The 25016-nt window shown below is 61.4% G+C and carries 25 protein-coding genes; 13 read left to right on the top strand and 12 right to left on the bottom strand.

Going from position 1 to position 25016, the window contains the following annotated elements:
- The first annotated feature begins 5 nt into the window (after positions 1-5).
- Both ACHWUQ_RS08550 and trmL read left to right on the top strand, forming a co-directional pair.
- Positions 6-773: a ComF family protein gene (locus ACHWUQ_RS08550; RefSeq protein ID WP_394680885.1), complete on the top strand. Its 768-nt coding sequence runs from the start codon at positions 6-8 to the stop codon at positions 771-773.
- A 64-nt stretch (positions 774-837) separates the two neighbouring features.
- Entirely contained in the window at positions 838-1323 is a 486-nt protein-coding gene (gene trmL, locus ACHWUQ_RS08545) for a tRNA (uridine(34)/cytosine(34)/5-carboxymethylaminomethyluridine(34)-2'-O)-methyltransferase TrmL (protein WP_312833904.1), read from the top strand.
- Between the two features lie 39 nt (positions 1324-1362).
- On the opposite strand, the gene ACHWUQ_RS08540 is transcribed toward trmL, so the two are convergent.
- Positions 1363-2001, bottom strand: coding sequence for a LysE family transporter (locus tag ACHWUQ_RS08540; RefSeq protein ID WP_239809283.1), 639 nt, complete (start codon positions 1999-2001; stop codon positions 1363-1365).
- A 245-nt stretch (positions 2002-2246) separates the two neighbouring features.
- On the opposite strand from ACHWUQ_RS08540, the gene kefC reads away from it, so the two are divergent.
- Positions 2247-4121: a glutathione-regulated potassium-efflux system protein KefC gene (kefC, locus tag ACHWUQ_RS08535; RefSeq protein WP_394680884.1), complete on the top strand. Its 1875-nt coding sequence runs from the start codon at positions 2247-2249 to the stop codon at positions 4119-4121.
- 94 nt (positions 4122-4215) lie between these two features.
- Positions 4216-4650 (top strand): DUF1841 family protein, encoded by a 435-nt coding sequence (locus ACHWUQ_RS08530; protein WP_239809285.1) that lies wholly within the window; start codon positions 4216-4218, stop codon positions 4648-4650.
- 20 nt (positions 4651-4670) lie between these two features.
- Here ACHWUQ_RS08530 and ACHWUQ_RS08525 read toward each other — a convergent pair whose 3' ends face one another.
- Complete coding sequence (locus ACHWUQ_RS08525; RefSeq protein WP_312412731.1) at positions 4671-5351, bottom strand: c-type cytochrome; 681 nt, start codon at positions 5349-5351, stop codon at positions 4671-4673.
- Between the two features lie 103 nt (positions 5352-5454).
- Between ACHWUQ_RS08525 and ACHWUQ_RS08520 the strand changes: the two genes are divergently transcribed.
- Genes ACHWUQ_RS08520 through ACHWUQ_RS08510 form a run of 3 tightly spaced genes read left to right on the top strand, consistent with a single transcriptional unit; the run spans position 5455 to position 7155 of the window.
- On the top strand, positions 5455-6309 hold the full coding sequence (locus ACHWUQ_RS08520; RefSeq protein ID WP_239809287.1) for a MoxR family ATPase: 855 nt from the start codon (positions 5455-5457) through the stop codon (positions 6307-6309).
- Positions 6310-6316: 7 nt separating this feature from the next.
- Positions 6317-6547, top strand: coding sequence for a hypothetical protein (locus ACHWUQ_RS08515; protein ID WP_239809288.1), 231 nt, complete (start codon positions 6317-6319; stop codon positions 6545-6547).
- 14 nt (positions 6548-6561) lie between these two features.
- Complete coding sequence (locus ACHWUQ_RS08510) at positions 6562-7155, top strand: GNAT family N-acetyltransferase (protein WP_239809289.1); 594 nt, start codon at positions 6562-6564, stop codon at positions 7153-7155.
- A 19-nt stretch (positions 7156-7174) separates the two neighbouring features.
- Here ACHWUQ_RS08510 and ACHWUQ_RS08505 read toward each other — a convergent pair whose 3' ends face one another.
- Complete coding sequence (locus tag ACHWUQ_RS08505) at positions 7175-7759, bottom strand: hypothetical protein (RefSeq protein WP_394680883.1); 585 nt, start codon at positions 7757-7759, stop codon at positions 7175-7177.
- Between the two features lie 72 nt (positions 7760-7831).
- Between ACHWUQ_RS08505 and ACHWUQ_RS08500 the strand changes: the two genes are divergently transcribed.
- From ACHWUQ_RS08500 to ACHWUQ_RS08490, 3 genes are all read left to right on the top strand, one after another.
- Complete coding sequence (locus ACHWUQ_RS08500) at positions 7832-9019, top strand: VWA domain-containing protein (RefSeq protein ID WP_312452451.1); 1188 nt, start codon at positions 7832-7834, stop codon at positions 9017-9019.
- A gap of 2 nt (positions 9020-9021) precedes the next feature.
- The gene (locus ACHWUQ_RS08495; RefSeq protein WP_394680882.1) at positions 9022-10908 is read left to right on the top strand and encodes an autotransporter assembly complex family protein; all 1887 of its coding nucleotides are present in this window, start codon (positions 9022-9024) and stop codon (positions 10906-10908) included.
- 128 nt (positions 10909-11036) lie between these two features.
- On the top strand, positions 11037-15305 hold the full coding sequence (locus ACHWUQ_RS08490; RefSeq protein ID WP_394680881.1) for a translocation/assembly module TamB domain-containing protein: 4269 nt from the start codon (positions 11037-11039) through the stop codon (positions 15303-15305).
- 129 nt (positions 15306-15434) lie between these two features.
- Here the strand turns inward: ACHWUQ_RS08490 and ACHWUQ_RS08485 are convergent, their stop codons facing one another.
- Positions 15435-16136 (bottom strand): MOSC domain-containing protein, encoded by a 702-nt coding sequence (locus ACHWUQ_RS08485; RefSeq protein ID WP_394680880.1) that lies wholly within the window; start codon positions 16134-16136, stop codon positions 15435-15437.
- 455 nt (positions 16137-16591) lie between these two features.
- Between ACHWUQ_RS08485 and ACHWUQ_RS08480 the strand changes: the two genes are divergently transcribed.
- The 3 genes from ACHWUQ_RS08480 to ACHWUQ_RS08470 all read left to right on the top strand — a co-directional run bounded on the left by ACHWUQ_RS08480 (position 16592) and on the right by ACHWUQ_RS08470 (position 19955).
- Positions 16592-16984: a LexA family protein gene (locus tag ACHWUQ_RS08480; RefSeq protein WP_394680879.1), complete on the top strand. Its 393-nt coding sequence runs from the start codon at positions 16592-16594 to the stop codon at positions 16982-16984.
- A gap of 2 nt (positions 16985-16986) precedes the next feature.
- On the top strand, positions 16987-18279 hold the full coding sequence (locus ACHWUQ_RS08475) for a Y-family DNA polymerase (RefSeq protein WP_394680878.1): 1293 nt from the start codon (positions 16987-16989) through the stop codon (positions 18277-18279).
- Positions 18280-18380: 101 nt separating this feature from the next.
- Complete coding sequence (locus ACHWUQ_RS08470; RefSeq protein WP_394680877.1) at positions 18381-19955, top strand: hypothetical protein; 1575 nt, start codon at positions 18381-18383, stop codon at positions 19953-19955.
- On the opposite strand, the gene ACHWUQ_RS08465 is transcribed toward ACHWUQ_RS08470, so the two are convergent.
- From ACHWUQ_RS08465 to ACHWUQ_RS08430, 8 genes are all read right to left on the bottom strand, one after another.
- Positions 19941-20504: a hypothetical protein gene (locus ACHWUQ_RS08465; protein WP_394680876.1), complete on the bottom strand. Its 564-nt coding sequence runs from the start codon at positions 20502-20504 to the stop codon at positions 19941-19943. The genes ACHWUQ_RS08470 and ACHWUQ_RS08465 overlap by 15 nt on opposite strands.
- Positions 20501-21016, bottom strand: a complete 516-nt coding sequence (locus tag ACHWUQ_RS08460; RefSeq protein WP_394680875.1) for an N-acetylmuramoyl-L-alanine amidase — start codon at positions 21014-21016, stop codon at positions 20501-20503. Before ACHWUQ_RS08460 ends, ACHWUQ_RS08465 begins: the two co-directional genes overlap by 4 nt.
- Positions 21017-21093: 77 nt before the next feature.
- Complete coding sequence (locus tag ACHWUQ_RS08455) at positions 21094-21498, bottom strand: hypothetical protein (RefSeq protein ID WP_394680874.1); 405 nt, start codon at positions 21496-21498, stop codon at positions 21094-21096.
- The gene (locus tag ACHWUQ_RS08450; RefSeq protein WP_312412688.1) at positions 21495-21875 is read right to left on the bottom strand and encodes a hypothetical protein; all 381 of its coding nucleotides are present in this window, start codon (positions 21873-21875) and stop codon (positions 21495-21497) included. Before ACHWUQ_RS08450 ends, ACHWUQ_RS08455 begins: the two co-directional genes overlap by 4 nt.
- 67 nt (positions 21876-21942) lie before the next feature.
- A complete protein-coding gene (locus ACHWUQ_RS08445) occupies positions 21943-22734 on the bottom strand; it encodes a DNA adenine methylase (protein ID WP_394680873.1) in 792 nt (263 codons plus the stop codon).
- Complete coding sequence (locus ACHWUQ_RS08440; protein ID WP_394680872.1) at positions 22700-22891, bottom strand: Com family DNA-binding transcriptional regulator; 192 nt, start codon at positions 22889-22891, stop codon at positions 22700-22702. Before ACHWUQ_RS08440 ends, ACHWUQ_RS08445 begins: the two co-directional genes overlap by 35 nt.
- A 187-nt stretch (positions 22892-23078) precedes the next feature.
- A complete protein-coding gene (locus ACHWUQ_RS08435) occupies positions 23079-23618 on the bottom strand; it encodes a hypothetical protein (RefSeq protein WP_394680871.1) in 540 nt (179 codons plus the stop codon).
- Between the two features lie 706 nt (positions 23619-24324).
- The gene (locus ACHWUQ_RS08430; RefSeq protein WP_394680870.1) at positions 24325-24798 is read right to left on the bottom strand and encodes a hypothetical protein; all 474 of its coding nucleotides are present in this window, start codon (positions 24796-24798) and stop codon (positions 24325-24327) included.
- Positions 24799-25016 lie beyond the last annotated feature (218 nt).

The raw sequence follows: 25016 nt of genomic DNA, 5'->3' as shown, positions 1-25016 counted from the left end.
AAGCAATGACAGCAGCGACACCTGACAAGCACCGGCCCAGCCTGTGGCAGCGGGCGGCCCGGGTGCTGGGCCACCTGCCCAGCCAATGCCTGGTATGCCGCAGCTGGCCCAGTGACTGGATCTGTGCGTCCTGCGCCCAGGTCTGCTGGCAACCAGGCCTGCGCCGCTGCAGCCGCTGCGCGCTGCCCTTGCCAGCCAGCACCGACGTCTGCGCCGGCTGCCTGCGCGATACACCGCTGATGCAGCGCTGCCATGCCGCCGTGGACTATAGCCCGCCTTGGGATGGCATGGTGCTGCGGCTCAAATTTCACCAGCAGCTGGCATGGGCAAACCGCATGGCCCAACTGCTGTTGCGTACCCCGGGGGTCCTCGCCAGCCTGCAGCAGGCCAGCGTCATTCTGCCGGTGCCGTTGTCTGCCGGGCGCATGCGCGAGCGCGGCTACAACCAGGCGCTGCTGCTGGCCCAAGCGCTGTGCCGCCAGGCGCCCACCGGGCTGGTGCGGGCCCAGGTGCAGCCGCGCTACCTGCAGCGGCTGGTGGACACCCCCGCCCAGGCCGGCCTGGACCGCGCGGCCCGGCTGCGCAACCTGCGCCATGCCTTTGCGCTGCGGCCGGGGCTGCAGGCGCAGGATCTGGGTGCGTGCCCCCTGCTGGTGGATGATGTGATGACCACCGGCGCCACCTTGGGGGCGGTGGCGCAACTGCTGCAGACGCGCGGCGCACCGGCCGTGCAGGCCCTGGTCTTTGCCAGAACGCCGGCGCCGGGCCAATAGCGCAGCGGCCCACCCCTGTTTGGCCGGGCCGCTACACTGGCGCCCTTGTTTTTGCGCATTTGCCATGTTCAACGTCGTCCTGGTCGAACCCGAAATTCCCCCCAACACCGGTAATGTGATCCGTCTGTGTGCCAATACCGGCAGCCGCCTGCACCTGATCGAGCCGCTGGGCTTTTCGATGGAAGACCGCCTGATGCGCCGCGCCGGCCTGGACTACCACGAATATGCCGCCACCCAGCGCCATGCCAACTGGGAAGCCTTCATCGAGCGCATGCATCCCGCCGCCGACCGCATGTTTGCGATGACCACCCATGGCAGCAGCCCGGCCTTTGATGTGCGCTTTCAGCCCGGCGACTGGCTGGTGTTTGGCTGCGAGACCCGGGGCTTGCCCATCGCCGTGCGCGAAAGCTTTCCCACCAGCCAGCGGGTGCGCCTGCCGATGGTGGCCGGCCAGCGCAGCCTCAACCTCTCGAATGCCGTGGCAGTGACCGTGTTCGAGGCCTGGCGCCAGAACGGCTTTGCGATGCCGGACGGCACGCGGGCGCAGTAATCACCCACCAGCCCCGCCACCCCAGCGGGGCTCTCCGGCTCAAGCCGCGTTTTGCGTGCGCTTGACGAAGAACAGGCCCATGCCCACCAGCATCAGCAGGCCGCCAAATACCTTGTTCTGGATACGCATTGCGCGGCTATCGCGCAGCAGGCGGCGCAGCACGCTGGCGCTACCGGCGTAGCCATGCATCACCACCGTGTCGACCGCCAACGTGGTGGCAGCCAGAATCAGCAGCTGCAGCCACAGCGGGCGCTCCGTGGTCATGAACTGGGGCAGCACCGCCACCATGAAGATGATGCCTTTGGGATTGGTGGCATTGGTCAAAAAGCCGCTCAGCGCGCGCTTTTGCCAGCTGCCGCTGGCGGGCTGCTCGGCCTCGGTATCGATGATGCCGCCCTTGGCGCGCCACTGTGCAAAGCCGATGTAGATCAGGTAGCAGGCGCCGACGATCTTGACGGCATTGAAGGCCGTCTCCGATGCGATCAGCAGCGAGCCGACACCGGCACCGGCGATCAGCAGGATCAGCAGCAGGCCCAGTTGCAGGCCCAGGATGGTGGCGCTGGTCTTGCGCACCCCGTAGGAGAGCCCGTGGCTCATAGACAACACGGCGCCCGATCCGGGAGATACGGCAATGATGCAAGCCGCAACGAGATACGCCATCCAAGTATGCAAGTCCATGGTTCATCCTGGGGCAGCGGAGCCGTCCGCCACCAACACAGCCCCTTTGGGGCAAAGCGAGGATTATCACGCGGCCGGGCCGGGCAAGCAGGCGCTGCGGCCATTGCCGCACTCTATTTTTTGATAGCTAGCGCGGCAATACCCACAAGCGCCAACCGCAAAACATTGCAATAAATTACCGTGGCCCGGCAAATAAAAGTAATCTGTGCACCGCAACTACAAAACACCGATAACAAACCGCAAGCATGGAACACGCTCCCGCCTGGCTTACCTACACCTTTCTCTACCTGGCTGCCGCCGTCATTGCGGTGCCCATCTCCCGGGCGCTGGGCTTGGGCACCATCATCGGCTACCTGGTCGCCGGCATGATCATTGGCCCCAGCGGCCTGCAGCTGGTCAGCAACGTCCAGGACATCCTGCATTTTTCCGAGTTCGGCGTGGTGCTGATGCTGTTCCTGATCGGGCTGGAGCTGCAGCCCAGCCGCTTGTGGAGCATGCGCCGCCCCATCTTCGGTGTCGGCACCGCCCAGGTGCTGCTGTGCACTGCCGGCCTGTTTGCCGCTGGCCTGGTTTTTGGCTATGACTGGCATCTGGCGCTGATTGCGGCGCTGGGCCTGGCGCTGTCATCCACGGCGATCGCGCTGCAAAGCATTGCCGAGCGCAACCTGATGTCCACCACCAGTGGCAAGACCAGTTTTGCGATTTTGCTGTTCCAGGACGTGGCGGCGATCCCGATCCTGGCACTGATTCCGCTGCTGGCCGTGGGCCACCAGGCTGCGCAGAACGACGGCAATGTGCTGATGGAAATCGGCAAGACGCTGGCCATCATCGTGGCCGTCATTCTGGTGGGCCGCTACCTGCTGCGCCCGGTGCTGCGCTGGATTGCCCAAAGCGAATCGCGCGAGATATCGACCGCCACGGCCTTGCTGCTGGTGGTGGGCATTGCGTTCCTGATGCTGCAGATTGGCCTGTCGATGGCGCTGGGCGCCTTCCTCGCCGGCGTGCTGCTGGCTGACAGCGAATTCCGCGCCGAGCTGGAAGCCGATATCGAGCCTTTCAAGGGGCTGCTGCTCGGCCTGTTCTTCATTGCCGTGGGCATGAGCATCGACTTCTCCGTCATCCTGCAGGCGCCGCTGACGATGCTGGTGCTGGTGCTGCTGTTCCTACTGATCAAGTCCGTGGTCATCTATGGGCTCGCCAAGCTGCTGCGCATGCCGGAGCAGGAGCGCCCTCTCTTCACCTTGCTGCTGGCCCAGGGCGGTGAGTTCGCCTTTGTGGTGTTCAGCGCCGCCCAGGCGCAGCGCATCTTGACGCCCCAGCAGTCCTCGCTGCTGATCGGCTCGGTGGCCATCTCGATGGTGGCCACACCGCTGATCGTGGCCGCGATGGACCGCTGGCTGATGCCCCGTTTTGCCAACCTGACCAAGGGCGACGATGTGCCACCCGAGCTCAGCGAGCAGCAGGAAGCGACGGTGCTGATCGCCGGTTTCGGCCGCTACGGCCAGATCGTCACCCGCGTGCTGCTGAGCCAGGGCATCAAGGCCGTCATCCTGGACCACAGTGTCGAGATGCTGGAGGTGGCGCAGAACTTTGGCTACCGGGTGTTCTATGGCGACGCCACGCGCCAGGACCTGCTGCGCATTGCCGGCGCGGAAAAAGCCGAGGTGATGGTGATTGCGGTCGATGACGAGCTGCAGACCAACCAGATCGTGCGCCTGGTGCAGCAGCATTTTCCGCACCTCAAGATCGTCGCCCGGGCCAAGGATGTGGCGCATTGGTATGCGCTGCGCGACATGGGCGTGCACCATGTCGACCGCGAGGTGTTCGACTCCAGCCTGCAAACGGCCGAGAAGGCGCTGGAGTTGATGGGCTACAGCGAAGAAGATGCGCAGTATGTGGTGACCGTGTTCCGCGCGCACAACATCGAGCTGTCGGACAAGATGTACGAGCACCACCATGACCGCGAAACCATGCTGGCCGTTGCCAAGCAAGGCCGCGAGCAGCTGGTCGAGCAAATGGCCCGTGAGCGCCAGGAGCGGCAGGAGCAGGTGCAGGAAGCCAAGGACGCGCCAAGCAGCCCCTACCCGCCGCCGCCCGAAGACCCGCACAGCCAGATCTGAGAACCTGTTGACAAGGGCCAGGCACCGGCCGCCCTTCCACCGGCTTAACCACAGCCCAGCGTAGCCGCCCAGCGCATGCTACGCTGTGCGCCCTATGTTCAACCCCTCCCAAGCCGATGTCCGGCGCTTTTTTTGCGCCGCCAATGCCAAGCACCAGGCGGGCCAGCCGATGGAAGCCATCGAGACCCTGGCCAGCCTGTGGATCGATGAGCACCCGGAATACCGTGAAGACCTGAGCGACGTGGATGCGGCCATTGCCCGCAACTACGACCTGACGCCGGAAAAGACCAATCCCTTCCTGCACCTGTCGATGCACCTGTCGATCAGCGAGCAGTGCAGCATTGACCAGCCGCGCGGTATTCGCCAGGCCGTGGAGCTGCTGGCCAAGCGCCTGGGCTCGTTGCACGACGCCCACCATGTGGCCATGGAATGCCTGGGAACCATGCTGTGGGAGAGCCAGCGCTCAGGCCGCCCGCCCGACGGCAATGCCTATGTGGCTGCCGTGCAGCGCCAGGCCACCAAGGACTGACCGGCTAAAGACCGGCGGCCTCAGTTCGCCGCTTGTTGGCTGCGAAAGCGCGATTCCGGCACGATTTGCAGCGGTCCATCCAGACTGCCGATGTAGTTGGCCAGCGCCTTCATCTCGGCATGGGTGAGTTGCTTGGCCATGCCCACCATGATCGGGTGGTTGCGTCCGATGCGCGCGTTCTTCTCGACGGTATAGGACTTCAGCGCCGCGTACAGATAGTCCGGGTGCTGGCCCCCCAGCTTGGCATACGAAGGATCGAGCGGCTTGGAGAAGTTGTCGCCATGGCAGCTGACGCAGGTGCCTTTTTTCAGCAGTTCCGCCACCTCGGCGCTGGGCACCTTCGATGGTTTGTCCGCCAGCTTGGTTTCACCCACCGTGTGCTGCGCATAGTACGCAGCCAGATCGGCAATGTCCTGCTCGCTCAGCGAATCGGCAATCGCGCGCATCGTCGGGTGCTTGCGGTCACCCTTCTTGTAGGCGTGCAGAGCGGCATCGATGTACTTCTCGCTCTGGCCCGAAATCTTGGGCACCTGGTAGACCTCGGGGAAGCTGGCCTTGTAGCCCACAATGCCGTGGCAGCCAATGCACATCGCTACCTTGCCCTCAGCCGCCTTGGCGTTGCCCTTGATCTCCTGCGCGCAGACTGCGCCGGTCGCTGACGCGACAAGCAAGGCAAATATCGTGGTCCATCTTTTATTCATTGTGCGCACAATCGTGTGGTTCAGGCCACCGCAGTGATGCGGAGATCTGGGTTTATAGTCAACGCTGTACCGGCCCCGTCATCACGATTCTGCATCCACTTTCATGAAATTCCAAGGCACACAGAACTACGTCGCGACCAATGACCTCATGCTGGCGGTCAATGCGGCAATTACCCTTCAAAGACCGCTTCTCGTCAAGGGGGAACCAGGGACAGGGAAAACCATGCTGGCGGAGGAGGTTGCACAGGCGTTAGGCATGCCGCTGCTGCAGTGGCACATCAAGTCCACGACCAAGGCGCAGCAGGGTTTGTATGAATACGATGCGGTCAGTCGTCTGCGTGACAGCCAGCTCGCCGACCCCGAGAGCGCAAGCCGCGTCAAGGACATCAACAACTACATCATCAAGGGCGTGCTGTGGCAGGCCTTCACCGCCGACCAGCCGGTGGCGCTGCTGATCGACGAGATCGACAAGGCGGATATCGAATTCCCCAATGATCTCTTGCGTGAAATCGATCGGATGGAGTTCTACTGCTACGAGACACGCCAGATGATCCGCGCCAAGCACCGCCCGCTGGTGGTCATCACGTCGAATAACGAGAAAGAGCTGCCCGATGCCTTCCTGCGCCGCTGCTTTTTCCACTACATCCGCTTCCCCGATGCCGAGACCATGCAGCAGATCGTGGCCGTGCACTTCCCCAAGCTCAAGCAAGAGCTGCTGTCGGCCGCAATGAAGGTGTTCTTCGACATCCGCAACCTGCCGGGCCTGAAGAAAAAACCGTCTACCAGCGAGCTGATCGACTGGCTCAAACTGCTGGTGGCCGAAGACATTCCGCCCGAGGTTCTGCAAACGGCCGACCAGAAGATCGCCATCCCGCCGCTGGTGGGTGCGCTGCTGAAAAACGAGCAGGATGTGAGCCTGTTTGAAAAGCTGGTCTTCATGAACCAGCGCAACCGCTGAGGCTGCCATGGCCACGCCGCAGCAACTGCTGATCGAAGGGCTGAGCGACGCGGCCGGTTTTCTGGTGGGCGCGCTGCTGGGCTGGGGCATTGCCACGCTGCTGGGCTGGCAGTTGTTCTCCGAAGGCTATGGCGCCGGCAGCATTGCCGCGATTGTGCTGGTCGGCCTGGGCGGTGGCGCGGGCTTGCAATTGGCCCGGCGCTGGCGTAGCCGCCGCCCCTCCAACCCTGAACGCTGAATAGAAAGAGGCATATGGCCTTCGTTGAACCCGTTGAATTGCGCGCCCGTGGCGTGCTGCTGACCCCGCTGACCCTGGCGCATGAGGCGGGCCTGCGCGCCGCCGCGCAGGATGGCGAGCTGTGGAACATCCGCGTGACCTCGGTACCCGAGCCGGAAAACACCCGTGCCTATATCGAGCAGGCGCTGGCGATGCGCGATGCCGGCAGCCGCATGCCCTTTGCGGTGGTGGACGAGGCCAGCGGCCAGTTGCTGGGCACCAGCAGCTACCACGACATCGTGCCCGCATTGAAGCGCGTCGAGATTGGCTACACCTGGTATGCGCGCAGCGTGCAACGCAGCCATGTCAACACCACCTGCAAGCTGCTGCTGCTGACCCACGCTTTCGAGACACTGGGCGCTGCCGTTGTGGGCTGGCGCACCGACAACTACAACTTCGCCAGCCAGCGCGCGATCGAGCGCCTGGGCGCCAAGAAGGACGGCGTCATCCGCCACCATGCGCCGCGCCGCGATGGCACCGTACGGGACACCGTGCTCTACAGCATGCTGGCCGGCGAATGGCCCGAGGCCAAGGCCCAGCTGCTGTATCTGCTGGACCAGCCGCGCTGAGACTTCAAGAGCTGCCAGCTCAGGCAGTCTGCAGGTTCAACACGCCCAGATACTGCTCCGGCAGAATCTGGCGCAGATGGGTTTTGACGTTGTCGGCATAGCCGGTATTGGTCATCTGCTCCAGAAAGCGGACCATGTCCACCAGGCCCAGCAGCAACTCGGTCTCATCGCTGGCTTGCTGCACCCGCACGGCCAGCGCCATCGCATCGGCACTGCGCTGCATCTGCAAAATGCCCACTGCATACATCTTGCAGCCCGCCAGCGAGCGTTTGCTGCCATGGCTGGCCCGCGTCTGTTCCACATATGCAGCCGCCACCGGTGCGGATGCGGGCCGAGCAGGCGATGGGGGTACGGGCGTGCCTGGCGGGACCGGAGGCGCGGCAGGTGGTAAGGGCGGAGGCGGTGCTGCGGACTGCTGCGTGGCCAGATAGCCGGACAGGACCAAGGCATCCAGCACACTGCCCGCGCTGTCCCCGACCCAACGCGCAATCTCTTGACGTGAGCGCTGGCCGTCGCACAAGATCAGAATCTGGCGCTCCTGCACGGACAGGCTGCCGCGATCCCGCAAAGCCTGGCGTGCCTTGTCCGTTTTGATCATCACCATGACAGCTAGCCTTCCGAGTACCCTTTAGACTGGAGAGGCTAGCGCCAAACTGTTACGGATTGTTTACAAACCATGTTGATAGACTTTTTCTACACCTTGCGCGCGGCCAAGTTGCCGGTGTCGGTCAAGGAGCTGCTGACGCTGCTTGAAGCACTGGACAAGGGCCTGGCCGGTCCCCGCTCCCAGGATGCCTGGAGCCTGGACGACTTCTATTTCCTCGCGCGGCTTTGCCTGGTCAAGGATGAAAAGCTGTTCGACAAGTTCGACCAGGCCTTTGGCGCCTATTTCAAGGGCATGGAAATGCTCACCGACTGGAAGAAGGAGCTGCCCGAGGACTGGCTCAAGCAGGTGCTGGAAAAAGAGCTGAGTGCCGAAGAAAAGGCCGCCATCGAGGCGATGGGCTGGGATGAGCTGATGGAGACGCTCAAAAAACGCCTGGAAGAGCAAAAAGGCCGGCACGAGGGCGGCAGCAAATGGATCGGCACCAACGGCACCAGCCCCTTTGGCCATGGTGGCTACAACCCGGCCGGCGTGCGCATTGGCGGCCCGGGCAAGAGCCGCAGCGCGGTCAAGGTCTGGGAGCAGCGGGCCTACCGCGATTACGACGACACCCAGGAGTTGGGCACCCGCAATATCAAGGTGGCGCTGCGCCGCCTGCGCCGCTTTGCCCGCGAAGGCAACGACCTGGAGCTGGACCTGCCCGACACCATCCGCGCCACGGCGGCCAATGCCGGCTACCTCGACATCAAGATGGTGCCCGAGCGCCATAACCATGTGAAAGTGCTGCTGCTGATGGACGTGGGCGGCACGATGGACGACCACATCCAGCGGGTCGAGGAGTTGTTCAGCGCCGTCAAAAGCGAGTTCAAGCACCTCGAGTTCTACTACTTCCATAACTGTGTCTACGACTACATGTGGAAGAACAACAAGCGCCGCTACGCCGAGAAATTTCCGACCTGGGACATCATCCGAAAATACAACAAAGATTACAAACTGATCTTTGTCGGCGATGCAACAATGAGTCCATACGAAGTCCTACAAGCAGGAGGCTCTGTTGAGTACAACAATGAGGAACCTGGGGCCGAGTGGCTTAAACGATTGACCCATGCCTTTCCAAAACACGCCTGGATCAATCCGGAGCCGCAAGGCGTGTGGCAATACCGCCAAAGCATCAGCCTGATACAACAACTCGTAGGTGACCGCATGTTTCCCCTGTCGCTCAAAGGGCTGGAGGACACAATGCGTTTGCTGTCAAAGTGACCATGCGCCAACGTCTGACGACGCCGGTCCTGCCGGCGTTTTTTATTCTTACTGCTGCTCTGCTTGCAGGCTGCAGCAGCACCCCCAAGGGCGACGACGCGGAGGATTCTGCGACGCATGCCAGCAGCGAACCCGCGTTTGATATCACCGTCAAGGCCCCCAAAGAGGTGCGCGAGTACCTGGAGCAGCACCTGGAGCTCAAACGCTATCGCAACTTTCCCGGGCTGCAGATGAGCGAGATGACGCGCCTGCTGGGCAGTGCCGATGAAGACGTGCGCGAGCTGCTGGGCACCTTGGGTTACTTCAGCCCGGAGATCAAGATTGATGCCTACGACACCGGCACCGCGCCCGCCGACACCGGCATCTCGACAGAAAACAGCCAGGCACGCCCCCAGTTACTGATCGAGGTCGAACCCGGCCCGCAGACCAAGGTGACCGAGGTCGAGCTGGACTACAGCGGTGAAGTCACCCAGGAAAAGAACTTTGCCGCGCGCCGCGCGCGCTTTCAACGCAACTGGGATCTGCAGCCCGGTGAGGGCTTTACCCAAAAAGGCTGGAGCAGTGCCAAGTCCGAAGGCCTGCGCAGCCTGCAGCGCAACCGCTACCCCACCGCCAAGATCAGCAACAGCCAGGCCAACATCGACGGCGATACCAACGAGGCCAAGCTGTCGGTGGGCTATGACAGCGGCCCGCTCTACAAGTTCGGCCCGCTGCGTATCGAGGGGACCGAGCGTTACGACGCTGAAGGCATCGCCCGCATTGCCCGCTTGCCCAGCGGCCAGAACTACAGCGAAACCGACATGCTCGATGCCCAGACCCGGCTGGCCGCCAGCGGCTACTACGATTCGGTCTTTCTGACCTTGGACACCGACACCGCCAACCCCAAGGAAGCGCCGGTCATTGCCCAGGTGCGTGAAGCCAAGCTGCAAAAGGTGGTGTTTGGTATCGGTATGTCGACCGACACCGGGCCGCGTCTGAGCCTGGACCACATCCACAACAAGATGCCCGGTCTGGGATGGCGGGCCGTGAGCAAGTTCTCTTTTGAACGCGACAAGAAGCTGCTGTCCACCGAGTGGACCGATCTGCCCAAGGAAAGTGGCTGGGCCTATTTTGGCGCCGGCGAGGTCAAGCGCGAACTCAATGGCGACTTCACCGTCAACTCCATGCAGCTGCGCGGTGGTCACAAGAAAAGCTCGGACCATATCGACCGCAGCGCTTTCCTGCAGTACGACTTCTCCTCGGTGCAGGGCCAGGAAAGAATCCCCTCCAGTAGCGCCTTGAGCGTCAATTACGGCTGGACGGGCCGCTACTTCAACAACAATACCGACCCTACGCGCGGCTACGGCATTGCCGCCGAGCTGGGTGCCGGCTACACCATCACACCAGAGCGCGAGCCCTTTGTGCGCAGCCTGCTGCGCTGGCAGGGCTTTGTGCCGGCAGGCAAGGTCACAGCGCCCAATGGCAGCTCGCGCAGCGCGCGCATTGCGCTGCGGGCCGAAGGCGGCGCCATCATGGCCAAGGATTCGGCCGTGATCCCTGCGACCCAGCTGTTCATCACCGGCGGCGACACCACCGTGCGGGGCTATGGCTACAAGAAGATCGGTACCCGCATTGCGGGCGACCAGGTCTATGGCGGCCGCTACATGTATGTGGGCAGCGTCGAGTACCAGCGCCCCCTCGTGCGCAATGGCGAGATCAGCGCCTGGGAATCGGCGGTGTTTGCCGACGTAGGCTCGGTCGCCGACAAGGCCGGTGATCTGACCCCCTTCTGGGGCATTGGCACCGGATTGCGCTGGCGCAGCCCGGTCGGTGCGCTGCAGGCCGATGTGGCCTATGGCCTCAAAGATGAACGCTTCCGCTTGCACTTGCGTCTGGGATACAGCTTCTAAAAATGGCAGATACACACGCTATTGCACCTCCAGCCAGCGCGGCGCCTGCTGCGGCGTCTCCGCCCAGCGGCCCCCCTTCCCCTCAAAAGCGCAGTGGATGGCGGCGCGCCGCACGCTACTTGCTGTGGTTGCTGCTTGCCCTCATCGTGCTGCTGGTGGCCTTGCTGGGCGGCGCCTGGTGGTGGACGGGGCAGAACGATTCGCTGGCCCGCACCATCACCCTGGCCCAGCGCTTTTTGCCGGCCGACATGCAACTGCAGGCGCAGGATGTGCAAGGCAGCCTGCGCGGCGGTGGCAGCATCGGCCAACTGCAATGGAGCAACCCGTCGCTGAGCGTGCAGGTGGACCAGGCCACTATCGGCTGGAGCCTGGACAAGATTCTGGACCGCGAGCTGCGTCTGGCGCCCATCCATATCGCCAAGGTCACCATCACGCCTTCGGGCATCGACAAGCCCAAGGAGCCGACCAAGCCTCTGGAGCAGTTACCGCTGCCGCTGCGTGTGCTGGAGGTGCCTTTTACGGTGGACGAAATCGTCTGGGCCGCGCCGCAGCCCGTCACCGTCACGCAGTTGCAGGGCCACTACCTCTACGCCACTGACAAGCACCAGCTGCAGATAGACCAGGTCGAAGCCTTCAACAGCCGCCTGCAGCTCAAAGCCGATGTGGATGCACTGGCGCCGATGCAGACCAGCGCCAAGCTGAAAGCCCAACTGGACCAGCCTGCCACCGATACCCTGCCCGCCATCCTGGCCGATGCCGGTGTGCAGGTCAGCGGAACCTTGTCGGGCCTGGATGCCGCTTTGCGTGTGCAGGCCCAGGTCAATCCCCAGTTGCCCGCTGCAACGGCCAAAGCGGCGGACACCCCACCCGCGCCAGCCCCCGGCAACAAAAAAACCGCCAACAAGGCACCCTCGGCCCAGGAGAAAGCCGCCAAGGCCCAGGCCGCCCGCTCGGCCCAGGCACTGGCCAGCGCCGCGCCCATGCAGGCCCATGTGGATGCCACCGTCTACCCCTGGCGCCCCTGGCCGCTGGGCCCGGCACAGGCGCAGTTGCAAAGCGTCAACCTGGGCGCCTTCTTGCCCAGCCTGCCCACCACCTTGCTCAACGGCCAGTTGGCGGTGAGCGAGGCGGCGCCCGAGCTGGTCAGCAGCACCCATGCCGCCCATCCCGCACCAGCACTGGTGGATGTGCCGGTGGACCCCACGGCTAATAAGGCCGATTCCACCACTTCTGCCGATGCCCAGGATGCCGCCCCCGCAACGCCCCCTGCGCTGCTGCCCGTGCCGCTGGATATCCAGGTCGATATCAAGAACGCCCTGCCCGGCCCCATCAACCACCAGCACCTGCCGGTCAGCGCCGTGCAGACCCACGCGTTGTTTGACGGCCAGCGCGTGGATGTCCTCGAAGGCAGCCAGGTACACCTGGGCAGCGGCAGCCTGACCGCCCAGGGCCACTACCGCCTGGCCGACCACCATGCCGGCATCCAGGCAGCGCTGCGCGCGATCAACCCGGCGCTGGTCGATACCCGCATCGACAGCGCGCCGCTGTCCGGCACCCTGTCGGCCCAGTCGCAGAACGAGGCCATTGTCTTTGACGCCAACATCACCTCCGACCGCCGCACGCCTGCCAAGGCCAGTGCAGCGAGCACCAGCTTGCCGATCGACCGCGTGGTCGCCAAGGGCCAGTGGAAAGCACCCGAGCTGCAGCTGCAAAGCGCGCAGATCGATGCATTGGGCGCCCACATCAACGCCAAGCAGTTGACCGCCAATATCGACCAGCGCAGCGGCGCGGGTGAGCTGTCGGTGCAGGCACCCGGTGCCAATCTGGAGGCCAAGGCCCAGGCCACGCCTCAGCAAGGCCAGGGCAATGTCGCGCTGCGGCTGAGCAGCGCCGAGCAACTGCTGCAGTGGCTGCGCAAGGTGCCGGGCACGGCCCAGGCGCTGCCCGAGGGCATGCTCGCCCAGGGCAGCCTGGATGCCAGGCTGCGCTTTAGCGGTGGCTATGGTGATGCGCTGCGCCAGCTGCAGCAGGCCGGCCTGCTGGCCCGATTGCCAGAGGGCATGCCCTCTGGCGGCCAGCCCTTTGCACTCGATGCCAGCATCACCACCCCGCAGCTGAGCGTGCGCCCCAGCGCCGATGCGGCTGACCTGTGGCAGCTGCGCGATACCGAGCTGGCCCTGGTCGGCAACCTCAAGAAAGTGCAGCTCGACTTGCGCACCCAAGCCCAGCATGGCGAGCAGCAAATGGCCGCCCAGGTCAGCCTGGCGGCCAACAGCACGGCCGCCCAGCGGTGGAGTGGCGCCTTGAGCAAACTGCAAGCCCGCGCCACGCTGCCGCCCAACAAGGAGCCCTGGCAGGTACAGCTGCAGCAGCCGCTGGACTTCCAACTGCAGCTGCCGGCAGGCAGCCAGCCCCTGCGCGCCAGCACCGGCGCCAGCCAGTTGCAGCTGACCGGCCCCCAGCCCGGCACCGTCACCTTGCAATGGAACCCCTTGCAGTTCAGCCAGGGGGCGGACAAGGCTGTGCAACTGCAAAGCACGGGCACCCTGCAAGGCCTGCCTGTGCGCTGGATACGCGCCTTTCAAAAGCCCGATCCGAGCCAGGCGCAAAAGCACAGCCCGCTCGATTCGGACCTCGTCGTCCAGGGCCGCTGGGACGTCAACACGCAAAACGGCCTCAATGCCAAGCTCGAGATCGAGCGCGCCAGTGGCGATCTGCAGCTGCACACCCAGGGCAGTGCGCCGAAGAACGTGACCTTCCACTCCAGTGGCAAGGAAGGCGCCATCTCCAAGGCCTTCTCGGCAGAGGGCCAGACCGTCATCGCGCGCATCCGCACTGCCAAGGTGGAAGTCACCGTGCAAGACCGCCAGGTGCGCAGCCGCGTGCAGTGGGATTCGGTCAACGCCGGCCAGCTGACGGCCGATGTGCAAACCGCGCTGCAGTACGAAGGCAAGAACTACCTGGGCGCCACTGTGGCCCCCGATGCGCCACTGAGCGGCAGCGTGCAGGCGCAAATGCCCGACCTGGGCATCTGGGCCAGCTTTGCGCCCCCGGGCTGGCGCGTAGCGGGCAGCCTGGCGGCCAATGTGCAGTTGGCAGGCAATCTGCAAGACCCGCGCTGGAGCGGCACCATCACCGCCGACAAGATGCACGTCCAATCGCAGCTGGATGGCGTGGACCTGCGCAACGGCAGCCTGCGTGCACAGCTCAACGGCAATACATTGGAGCTGCAAAGCCTGCACTTTGATGGCGGCGAAGGCAGCCGTGCCCGCATCGCCGGTTACAGCGGCAACCTGACGGCCGCGCCCACCAGCGGCGGTACCCTGGATGCCACCGGCACCATCAGCTGGACCATGCCGCAAAACGGCGCTGCACCCGATATCCGCATGGACATCCGCACCCAGGCCAAGGCCCTGCAGGTGCTGGTGCGTGCCGACCGCCAGGTCAGCGTCTCCGGCCAGGTGCGCAGCCAGCTGCAGCAAGGCCAGATGAGCATCACCGGGGACCTGACCGTGGACCGCGCCAGCATCATGCTGGCCGATGCATCCTCGCCCAAGCTGGGCAGTGATGTCGTGGTCAGCACCAAGGCCAGCCGCGCAGCCGCTGCCGAGAAGGCCAAGCAGGAAGCGGCCAAGGCCGCCCAGGCCAAGCTCGATGCCCCTGCAGGCCAGGTGACACCCGCCAAGCCGCTGATCCTGAACGTCAAGCTCGACATGGGCCACGACTTCGCGCTGCAAGGCTATGGCATCACCACCCGCCTGACTGGCACGCTCAATGTGCAAAGCAGCGGCGGCGCCGGCATCGGCATGCCGCGTATCACCGGCGTCATCAGCACCGAAGAAGGCCGCTACCGCGCCTGGGGCCAGGTGCTGAATGTGGAAACCGGTCTGATCCGCTTCAATGGCCCATACAACAATCCCTCGCTCGATATTCTGGCGCTGCGTCCGAACATCGCTGTGCGGGCGGGTGTGCAGGTCAGCGGCTCGGCACAGGCGCCGCGCGTGCGCCTGTACTCCAACCCCGAAATGCCCGATGCGGAGAAGATCTCCTGGGTGGTGATGGGACGCGACCCAGCCGAAGGTGGCGCCAGCAGCGCACTGATGCAGCAGGCGGCGCTGGCCTTGCTCAGCGGCGGCTCGGGCGAGAGCATCACCGGCAATATTGCCAAGGGCCTGGGCCTGGACGAAATCGGCTTTGGCGGTACCGACCGCGACTCCGCCAGCCTGTCGCTGGGCAAACGCATCTCGCAGGATCTGTACGTGACCTACGAAGCCGGCCTGGCCGGCACCCTGGGCGCGCTCTACATCTTCTATGACTTCACCCGCAATCTGCAGCTGCGCGGCTCCGCCGGTACGACCAGCGCGCTGGATCTGATCTACACCTTGCGGTATGACTGATTGAGCCCCTGAGCCACGGATCGCTTGCAGTGCGCAAGGACATGCCTCCGCCCCGTTGCAAAACGGCGAAGGCATGTTTGTCAGCGGGAAGCCGGGGTTGCAGTTGCCGTTTCTCAGGCAATGCAGGCGTCAATCCTGGGCCATGCCAAAGAATCCAGCACCGGACCAGGGCGCCTCTCCTGCCCCACTGCGCTGGCTCCGCACCCTGGCGGCAACAGGCGCTGGCAACTGTGCCAGGACCTTGGGAAAAGCTCTGCAATAGGCCGTTTGCACGCCGGCCATCTCGGCCAGCTGCCGATAGCTGATCCAGGCGCCCTCGGGCACCGCGCAGGCCACCTGCTGGACCCTCTGCTGCCACTGGTCGCTGAACGCAGGCGCTAGCGCGCGGAATACCGCTATCTCTGCGCCACGGCGGATGGTTCCGCCTCGCAGCACACGGGCAAGCATGCCTCGATCTCGGCCGATATTTGCAACGATCCCCGGCGCCCTGCGCTCCAGCAACCGGCAGGGTTCACAGACAAACGTGATCCAAAGCACCACGTCGCTGCCAATCCGCAGCAGATCTCCGGAAGCAAGTCCCCGGACCGGGAAGTCCACCCGCAGATTCTCCCTAAGAGTGCCGTCCGCTAAATACCAGCGCCGGTAGGCACCGTTGTCTGCGATCAGCAGTTGCCGGGGAGACAGAAGGGACGCATGGCGATCCTCTGCCAGGCCATAGCCGCCGATGGCCTGGGCCTCCGCCACCGATCGCGGCTCAGGCGCCTTGCCGACTCTGACGTACAGCGCTTGCAGGGAACCGATGGATTGCCAGCGGTCGTTCAATGCCGTCAACGTGGGGAGTGGGGTGGAAGGAAAAGGAAACATGCTGTGAAATTTTGCGCTTCCGCAGGAGTTTGCCTGGAGTCGCGACTTTTTACAGCCCAGGCAGACCCCTGCGCTGAGGGGCATCCTGTGTGCGGATCAACGCATCGGATGCCGTCCCCCGCCAGATTGGCTGCGAGGCTCGGCAAGTCCTCTACAATAGGCCGCTGTCCCTCTCCGTAGTTCAGGGGGTCGCCACAGAGGGGAAATGCGCTCACGGTATCAATTCCGTATCACTGCAATAACCCCTCATTGCATGATAGCTGTCGCACTTTACACCCGTATGCACCCCGGGTGATTCTCCTAACAGACCACAGATTCCGGCAACGGTCAATCGAGCGCATCCATATCTGCTGATTTCCAGACTCATTTATACTGTATACATGCACAGTATTTTACAGCCCCTCAACTTTGATGCGAGCTCCATGGTTCTTCCTGTGGCGGGCAGCACTGTGCGCGCCGGCTTCCCAAGCCCTGCAGATGACTGGAGCCAGGAGCGAATCGACCTCACCAAGCTCCTGATACCTCATCCCGCTTGCACATTCTTGGTCAAGTCGGGCGGGCTATCGATGAAGGACGCCGGCATCGATGATGGCGACCTCTTGGTGGTCGACCGCTACATGAAGCCAGAGCACAAGTCCATTGTGGTGGCAGTAGTGGACAACGACTTCACCGTCAAATACCTTTTCAAGCGCGGTGGCCGCATCAAGCTGCAAGCGGCCAACCCCACCTTCCCTGACATCAGCATCAGCGACGAGCAGACGTTGGAGATCTGGGGCGTTGTCACCTGCAGCATCAAGCGCTTCGTCAAGGTGTGAACATGTATGCACTGGTCGACGGGAACAACTTCTACGTTAGCTGCGAGAGGGCGTTTCGCCCAGCGCTCAACCGCTGCCCAGTGGTGGTACTGAGCAACAACGACGGATGCGCCATTGCACGGAGCAACGAAGCCAAGGACCTGGGCATCAAGATGGGCGCACCCTATTTCCAGATCAAGCACCTGGAGATCACTAAGGGGCTCGTGGCGCTGTCAGCTAACTTTGCCCTGTATGGGGACATGAGCGAGCGAATGATGAGCCTGGCGGCCGGCCTTGGCCCGGAACAAGAGATCTACAGCATTGACGAGAGTTTCATCACGCTAGACGGCGTGCGAAATGTGACCCGTCGTGCCTGGGCCATCCGGGACCGTATAGCTCGCGGAGTAGGCATCCCCTGCGGGATTGGCATTGGCAAAACTAAGACCCTGGCCAAGCTCGCTAATGCGATTGCGAAGGATGCGGAACGCAAGCCAGGCAGCTACCCGGGGCACCTGGCACGCGTATGCAATCTGGAGGAGATCTCCCGCAGCGAGTTGCAGACGATCCTAGAGCAGACCCACGTTGGCGCGGTGTGGGGCATTGGCAAGCGAATTAGCAACCAGTTGAACGAGGCGGGCATCGCCAATGTGTGGCAGCTCACACAGGCCGATCTGGGCACCATACGCCGGCGCTGGTCGGTGGTCTTGGAGCGCACCGTGCGCGAACTGCGCGGCGAGAGCTGCATCGCCCTGGAGGATGCCCCGCCCCCTAAGAAAATGATCGCCTGCACCAGGTCGTTTGGCCATCCAGTGGAGGATCTCGGCCCTTTGATTGAGGCAGTGAGCGAATACGGCAGCCGTGCGGCCGAGAAGCTGCGGCGTCAGCGCGGCTTGGCCGGCCAAGTGCAGGTGTTTGCACATACCAGCCCATTCCGGCCTGGTCCGCGCTACAGCCGCTCCATCATTGTGCCGCTGCTGCGGCCGACAGCGGACACCGCGTTGATCGTCCGCAGCGCCGTCGACGGGTTGAAGCGGATCTATGAAGACGGATACCAGCTGATCAAAGCCGGGGTGATTCTGCTCGATATCAGTGATGGCACCATTCAGCAATGCGAGTTGGACATGGGCGAGGCCTCCAAGGATCGCAGCGCCCTCTATGGTGCGTTGGACAAGATCAACATGCGCTACGGGCGCGGCACCTTGCACTTGGCCTCAACCGGCGTAGAGCCTGTAAATGCCCGCTGGGAGATGAGACAAGAACGGCGCACCCCACGCTATACAACCAACATCGAAGAGATTCCGGTAGTGCGGTGTTGACACAGCGAAAAAATTTTAACCATTGGGAATCTAGACGTATCATGTAACCGAACGTCAGGGAAAGTGACTAGACTGCATCGTTTTTCTTGATTTATTCTGCTATGTCATCAATGTGGGATAGGTTAAAACCAATGGCAACACAAAGTAAACGTCATAATTTCTCTAAGTCGGTTATCAATACATTAGCCGAGCGGGTTACATATCGTTGTTCTAGGCCAGATTGCGATGTTTCGACTATCGGTCCAGCCCAAGACGGTGGGACTTCAAATACGGGGACAGCTGCTCACATCACTGCAGCTTCACCGGGTGGCCCACGTTATGATCCAACATTGACTCCAGAGCAGAGAAAGTCTGCAGAAAACGGCATTTGGCTTTGTGCAATTCACGGTCGTGAAATTGATTCAGACAAAACACGTTACTCAGTTGATGAATTAAAACAATGGAAATCATCAGCTGAAAGCAACGCTTTATTTAGACAAAATAAGCGACAGCCAAGGGAAGAAGATGCTGCCAATTTGCTTAAATTAGCTGCCGGAGCACAACCTAAAGCTTATGTTCCTACAGGCATCAAAAACGTTCACCTTGGCATAAAGGAATTGCTACACGACTTAGACCCAAGATTAGACATATCTACATCTTACAATGATGGCATCACTTCATATAGAGTAGGAAGTGTTAAAGAACCCGTTTCATTGAATTTTAATATTGCCGGCCAATTTGACCCAGATGATCTCGATAAACAATTCAAGCAACTTCGGGATCACGGAGCCCCTATTAAATTAGAAAACGTAAGACTGGACGTTTCTGGATCAGCAGCCGTAAAGTCGATTCTGGATGAAGCTACACGCGGAAAATTCATCATTGAGCCGGTTGCAAAAATTGGTGAGGTAAATATGCTGCTCACCAGCATTGACGGAAATACCAATATTGAGTACCCAAGACTACCATGCACTCACCAAGCGGGCGATGTAAGCGGCACATTTAAATGGGAGCTTTTCGAGAAACTATTGACATTCCAAGCAACTGTCGCTCGAACCTCACCGCCATTACAATTAATTGCCAATATAGATTTAAAGTCATGGAATGGCAAGAGTTTATTCAAACTCCCCAACTTTGACAAACTTTTTAAATTTGTGAAGCTATGCGCAAATTCGTGCACAGTAAAAATAGATATCGAACTGGCCAACCACCCCACATTAAATATTCCTAGTTTCAGCTGGGACAAGGAAAATTTAATTAGAGACACACTCACTACACTCACTTTTTTATCACATTTAAAAACTGTTGCTCAATTTTCCAATAAAGATCTAACAGTAGATTTCAGCTCGCCCATTCCCGAAGAAGAAGTTAAAAAAATATATAAGCTTGGAGAGTTTTATGCATTGAACGGGAAATGCGACAAGTCTGTACAATTGACTATTGGAATGTATATGAATTCGAACGCAAATAAACTTCAAATCGGCATTCAAAACAGGAATAATATACAAGCATTACATCCGCCTGTTGAAATTTCTGTTTTTGGTGAAAATTTTTCAACTCCTCCAGCTGACATAAAATTAACGGAAGCAGAAGTAGAGTTGATACGGCAGCCAGGTAATTCTCTAACAGCAAAAATTACCTCGACTGCCGGCAGTTTTATAGAAATCACACCTATCAATAATTTAATCAAAAACTAATGCGGCATTCTGATTTTTGATAAAGCTGCATCGTTGTGCGAAGGTCTGTAAGTATTGGATCTTTCGAGCGTCTTCTTTGACGCTGTCTCGTAGATCCAGAACAGCGAGTCCAGTATCTCCGTCGAGCGCGATGGCTGCATCGCCCACGCTGCCGGCGCCGGCATCGAGGTGCCCTCCACCGTCACTTGCGCCGGCGGCGCAGGCGGCACGCTTTGTGACGATGCGCACCCCGCAAGTGCCATTGCCAACGCACTTGCGCAGGCGATCAGCTTCCAGCTTCTCTGCATCTCTCTCTCCTGATAGTTTGGTGTCGACGGCCGCAATCGCGGCCTGGTTGAGATCGGTGGCGCGCTGCACCAGGCGCGCTACCTCACGGGCGGCCGTAGCCTGCTCGCTCAGCTGCTCTGCATGGCTTTGCCGGATCTGCGCGATGGCAGTGTCCTTGGCCTGCAGCTGGCTGTCTGTGCGCCAGGCGTGCAAGGTCCAGCCACCTGCGAGGCCCGCCAGCGCGATGGCTGCGGCCGCAAGAATGGTGCGCTCCAAGGTCATGATGTGAGCACCTCCGCAATGGCGCTAGCCACCCGGTGCATGTTGCTCTGCAGCTGCACCAAGTCAGCCTGGTTGCTGATGAAGCAAAGCTCTGCAATCAGGCCACCTGCCGACACAAAGCCCAGCTTTCTGCGTGCGCTGGCCGACTGGTCGATATAACCCGCGTCACCACGCACCCGCAAACTCAGTACGGCCGACACGGCAAAGCTGATGCGCTGCGCCAGATCCCGGTGCTTAGGCAGCGCAATCGTCTCCACTCCCGTGGCTTGGGGGTTGGTAGATGCGTTGAGGTGAATCTCCAGCGCGACCGCACCATGACGAATCAGATTGATCGCGGTGGCCAGCGGCTGGTTATCGCGGCCCTCGCCATCAGTCCAGACCCGGTGGCCGAGCTGCCGCAGCTCAGCGGCTACCAGGTTGCGCATATCCACCGCAATCTCGGCTTCAGTGTGGCCGTGCGCTACCGCGCCCGGGTCGGTGTTGCTGTGCCCAGCAGTAATGACAAATTCCATAAAACGAACTCCTTGCGCGCGTAGCGCATTTGTGTGGCGAAGCCATGGGGTTAAGGGGTAGGGAGGGATTCCGGGGGCTATGGCGCGTCTGGCGCGGCATGCTTGCCCGAGGCGGCGCGCTGCACGGTCTTTGCAGCCTGCTGGGCGCGCATGGCAGCGGCCTGCACCTCGCTGGCGGCCAGCTCAACCGCCGCGCTGCTGCCTGCAGCTGCATTGGCCGCTGTGCGCGCTGAATCAGCAGCGGCCTCTGTCTTGCCGGTCAGCAGATCCAGGCGCACCCCGTAGGCAGACTGCAAGCGCCCCACCTCGGCCTGGCCGCGCTCTCGCTCGTTGGCAACGCCAATCCAGTAACCGGTGGTGGCGCCACACCAGAAAGTGCCGCCCACAATGACTGTCATCGCGCCAATGGATTTGGCCCAGCGCCAGGCGCTGCGTGCGGCTGGACTGCACTGGATCAGATCGCCGAAATTGGTATTGCTCATCGTTGTGACCTCAGTTGTTGCACCTCCGTGCGTAGCGCCTGGATCTCTCCGCGCTGGGCCTCGATCTGCCGGGCCTGGCTGTCGATGGTTTGTTGCAGGCTTTTGATCTCCCCCTGCAGCAGACCGAGAGATGCGGTCAGCTCGTTACGCTCTTTGGCGAATGAGTCAGCGCGCAAGGTCAATTCGCGGTTGGTTTCGCGCAGGTCCTGCGCAATGGCTTTCCACTCGTCAATTGCCTGCACGCTGCCAGCGCTGTCCGCGTCCTCCAGCTTTTGCTTGCCGCGCTCCCGCCAGATCCAGTAAGTCACCACGGCCGCAAGTGCCAGGGCAGAACCAAGCTGGGACTTGGCGGCTTCGAATAATTGGGTGAAGTCCATGCCGCCTCTTTCGGACAATAAAAAAGCCCGCCGAAGCGGGCACAGCCAAGGTGGGGCCAGCGGCCTGTTAGAACAGGCCTGCAGGCTCATCCTTAGGATTCCAGTTGTAGATAACCAGCTCTCCACGCTCCACCGCTTTCCCCCCACCGCCCACCGTGTACTCGATGCTCAGCGACTCCATTGCAAAGTCTTTGAAGCACTCGCGGATGTCGGGATGGTCATTGATGCTGAGCACTGCCTTGCCCTTGATGGCCTTGAGTTTGCGCGCCATGAGTTGGTACTGATCCCAGGCAAATGGAACCCCATAGCCCTCGGTTTGCCAGTAAGGTGGGTCCAGGTAGAACAGGCTGTGCGCCCGGTCGTAGCGGTCCAGGCAAGCAGCCCAGTCAAGCTGCTCGATGGTGACCCCGGCCGCAAGCCGCAGATGTACTGCAGACAGGTTTTCTTCGATCCTCAGCAGGTTCACCACAGGTGCCGTGGTGGCCGTGCCAAAGGTCTGGCCCGTCACCTTGGCGCCGAAGCAATGCTGCTGCAGGTAGAAGAAGCGCGCAGCGCGCTGCACGTCCGTCAAGGTCTCAGGCCTGGTCTCCTGCAGCCACTTGAACACCTGGCGGCTGGAGAGCGCCCATTTGAACTGGCGCACAAACTCCTCCAGGTGGTGCGTCACCACCCGGTAGAGGTTGACCAGGTCGCCGTTGACATCGTTGAGCACCTCCACATCGGCAGGCGCACGGGCAAAGAACACAGCCGCACCGCCTGCGAAGACTTCGACGTAGCAGCTGTGCGGGGGAAAGCGTTTTAGAAGTAGATCGACCAGGCGGCGCTTACCGCCTATCCAGGGCACGATTGGGGTTGCCATTGTTGGCCTCCGTCAATGGCACTCTGTGGCGCTCTGGTGTGGGGCTATCTGCCCTCAAACAGTTCAAAGCCCCACAGCGGGGGCACTTGATATTCAGGAGGGAGTACACCCCCTCCCCTAGCTTGCGGCCGCAGCTGCCGCATCGGATGTCGTTCATTGCAAGGAAGTTTCGGTAAATGAAACTCCGGTTAGACTATCGCCGCTCTCGCGAGAGTGGCGTGGCCCTGGCCGGACTTGCAGGCTTGATCTGCGGGAATGGGTCCTGGCGCGGTGTTACCGCACTGCACCAGGTCGCCCCGTCTTTTGTCGTGCGAGCGCCAAATCAATGGCGCTGGCCAGAGTTGCTACAGCGCCTGGGCTGCGCGGAAAGCCTCCTCCAGCTTGGCCGGGGTATCCAGGCCAATGCCAGCGCCAAACATCAGCACATGCGGGTTGTCACTATCCCAGGTTGAAGCCCGGAAATACAAACCAGCCTCGTACTTCGCATCCTCATCATCCATACCCGCAATCAGCGTCTCCACGTCCGCCTCAGTAACCCGCAGGTTTCGGTAGATGTAGACCAGCCCCTGCGTGCGGGAAATGGTGATCCGTGCCGCGTCTCGAGCAGCCTTCTCTGCAGCCAGGCGGTCGGCCTCCAGCTGGGCCAGTTCCTCAGAGCTTAGCGGCACGACAGCCCACTGTTGCAAGAAGCCACCCTCACCCTCTACGGGAGGTAGCTCTACGGTCTTATGCGTGGTCGCATCAAACGCTGGCTGTGGCTGATCCACAACCTGAGCGTATTGCTCAAGGGGGACGAACGGATCAGGAAACACTGTCAAGGGGTGGCGCTGCATGATTGCAGCTTGAGTCAGACCCCATTCATTCGTAGTTGTGTCGATGTACATGTTGATCCTCAGTTTGCAGCGTTCCCCATACGGGTGCCTGGGGATATCCAGGTGGTTAGGCTTGCCCCGTCCACGTAGTAGCCGGCTGCCTGGCCTTCTCCCGGCTGATAGATCTGAATCAAGGTGTAGTTACCGGAGGCTGTGCCCGAAGCGCCCGAAGCCCCCGGCATTCCTATGGCGCCGCCACTGCCTCCTCGGCCTCCGGTGGAGCTGCCAATGCCGCCAGTGGATGCACCGCCAAGCGTCTCAGTCCGGCCATAGTCACCCGATACTGCGCTCACCATCGATACCGCACCCGAATCAGTAAAGCCTGCTCCCGCCCCGCCATCGCCACCTGCTCCAGAGGCGAAGTAGCTGGGAGAGTTTGGATTCTGAATGCGCAAAGATCCGCCCCTGCCGCCTCTGCCGCCACCTCCGAAAATGATGCCGCCTGCGTTGTCAATCCGTATGCGTTTTCGGGTATAGATCGCGGTGCCACCGTTGATCACTCCTCCTATACGCCCCTGATTGATGAGGGTCACACAGTCGTCAGGGACGTTAGAAATGACAAGCCCTGCCACATCAACACCAGGATTGATGGTGCAGAAGATTGGCCCCGTGCCATTCCATCCACGCGCACGGGCCAGAGCCGCTATATCGGGACTGCGGACAGTGGCTGCGATAGAAATGTATGTGCTTCCCCAGCTCATGATGATGCGACCGGCAATCATGCTGTGTGCTTTCCGCCAATGAACAGGTTCCACATATTGTTCCCCCCGAATTCACCAATCAATGCCACCGTCAGAAGTTCATTCACACCCAGTTGCAGCCCCGGCGCACCTGTAGGCAATTTGATGTTGTTGCTGCTGAAGCTGAAGGAATAACTTCCGCGCTGCATCAAACGCAGTGTGAGCTGGTCACCAGGACCGCGCGGTGCGCGAACACTTATCGAGACATTTGACGCTGGCTCGATCCACCAAATAGTGGCGACTTCGGGGTCAACATTGCATGCGCCCGCGGTAATGGTTGCAAGAGTCCAGTTTTCAATCAGCGAACGGGCACCCAAAATTCGCTGCCACGGCCCCCACGCGGCATCGTGCAGTTGTCGCTCGAAAACCCACCCCTGGTAACCCGTGGAAAGCGTCTGCGATGCACGCTGTGTGACTCGACCAACGGCCAAAGTCGAGCCGAATGTAAACACATTCCACCAATTGACTGTAGGGTGTCCTGGCGGCCAATCCGCGCCAGAGCCAGTCGTATCGCTGTATGCCGCCCACTGGCCAATTGGCGCATGTTGATTTCCACACAGAAGTGACCCACTAACCCCCAGGATTTCCATCTAATTCTGACCCACGCACTAACCCTAGCCTGCAGCTATGTTGAGCAGCAGGAGACCAGGAGTGATAGACGTGGCAATCC

The sequence above is a fragment of the uncultured Comamonas sp. genome, assembly GCF_964277875.1.
GTDB lineage: Bacteria > Pseudomonadota > Gammaproteobacteria > Burkholderiales > Burkholderiaceae_C > Comamonas > Comamonas sediminis.
Note: the sequence above shows the minus strand (reverse complement) of the source record. Positions and strands in the feature narration are given on the sequence as shown.

Excerpts from the sequence above, each read along its gene's own strand:
- ACHWUQ_RS08445 (WP_394680873.1), bottom strand. The coding sequence starts at position 22,734 with ATGGCAACCCCAATCGTGCCCTGGATAGGCGGTAAGCGCCGCCTGGTC.
- ACHWUQ_RS08460 (WP_394680875.1), bottom strand. The coding sequence starts at position 21,016 with ATGGAATTTGTCATTACTGCTGGGCACAGCAACACCGACCCGGGCGCG.
- trmL (WP_312833904.1), top strand. The coding sequence starts at position 838 with ATGTTCAACGTCGTCCTGGTCGAACCCGAAATTCCCCCCAACACCGGT.
- kefC (WP_394680884.1), top strand. The coding sequence starts at position 2,247 with ATGGAACACGCTCCCGCCTGGCTTACCTACACCTTTCTCTACCTGGCT.
- ACHWUQ_RS08500 (WP_312452451.1), top strand. The coding sequence starts at position 7,832 with ATGTTGATAGACTTTTTCTACACCTTGCGCGCGGCCAAGTTGCCGGTG.
- ACHWUQ_RS08510 (WP_239809289.1), top strand. The coding sequence starts at position 6,562 with ATGGCCTTCGTTGAACCCGTTGAATTGCGCGCCCGTGGCGTGCTGCTG.
- ACHWUQ_RS08540 (WP_239809283.1), bottom strand. The coding sequence starts at position 2,001 with ATGGACTTGCATACTTGGATGGCGTATCTCGTTGCGGCTTGCATCATT.
- ACHWUQ_RS08435 (WP_394680871.1), bottom strand. The coding sequence starts at position 23,618 with ATGTACATCGACACAACTACGAATGAATGGGGTCTGACTCAAGCTGCA.
- ACHWUQ_RS08450 (WP_312412688.1), bottom strand. The coding sequence starts at position 21,875 with ATGGACTTCACCCAATTATTCGAAGCCGCCAAGTCCCAGCTTGGTTCT.
- ACHWUQ_RS08455 (WP_394680874.1), bottom strand. The coding sequence starts at position 21,498 with ATGAGCAATACCAATTTCGGCGATCTGATCCAGTGCAGTCCAGCCGCA.
- ACHWUQ_RS08470 (WP_394680877.1), top strand. The coding sequence starts at position 18,381 with ATGTCATCAATGTGGGATAGGTTAAAACCAATGGCAACACAAAGTAAA.
- ACHWUQ_RS08440 (WP_394680872.1), bottom strand. The coding sequence starts at position 22,891 with ATGAACGACATCCGATGCGGCAGCTGCGGCCGCAAGCTAGGGGAGGGG.
- ACHWUQ_RS08550 (WP_394680885.1), top strand. The coding sequence starts at position 6 with ATGACAGCAGCGACACCTGACAAGCACCGGCCCAGCCTGTGGCAGCGG.
- ACHWUQ_RS08515 (WP_239809288.1), top strand. The coding sequence starts at position 6,317 with ATGGCCACGCCGCAGCAACTGCTGATCGAAGGGCTGAGCGACGCGGCC.
- ACHWUQ_RS08530 (WP_239809285.1), top strand. The coding sequence starts at position 4,216 with ATGTTCAACCCCTCCCAAGCCGATGTCCGGCGCTTTTTTTGCGCCGCC.
- ACHWUQ_RS08495 (WP_394680882.1), top strand. The coding sequence starts at position 9,022 with ATGCGCCAACGTCTGACGACGCCGGTCCTGCCGGCGTTTTTTATTCTT.
- ACHWUQ_RS08520 (WP_239809287.1), top strand. The coding sequence starts at position 5,455 with ATGAAATTCCAAGGCACACAGAACTACGTCGCGACCAATGACCTCATG.
- ACHWUQ_RS08480 (WP_394680879.1), top strand. The coding sequence starts at position 16,592 with ATGGTTCTTCCTGTGGCGGGCAGCACTGTGCGCGCCGGCTTCCCAAGC.
- ACHWUQ_RS08525 (WP_312412731.1), bottom strand. The coding sequence starts at position 5,351 with ATGAATAAAAGATGGACCACGATATTTGCCTTGCTTGTCGCGTCAGCG.
- ACHWUQ_RS08505 (WP_394680883.1), bottom strand. The coding sequence starts at position 7,759 with ATGGTGATGATCAAAACGGACAAGGCACGCCAGGCTTTGCGGGATCGC.
- ACHWUQ_RS08475 (WP_394680878.1), top strand. The coding sequence starts at position 16,987 with ATGTATGCACTGGTCGACGGGAACAACTTCTACGTTAGCTGCGAGAGG.
- ACHWUQ_RS08465 (WP_394680876.1), bottom strand. The coding sequence starts at position 20,504 with ATGACCTTGGAGCGCACCATTCTTGCGGCCGCAGCCATCGCGCTGGCG.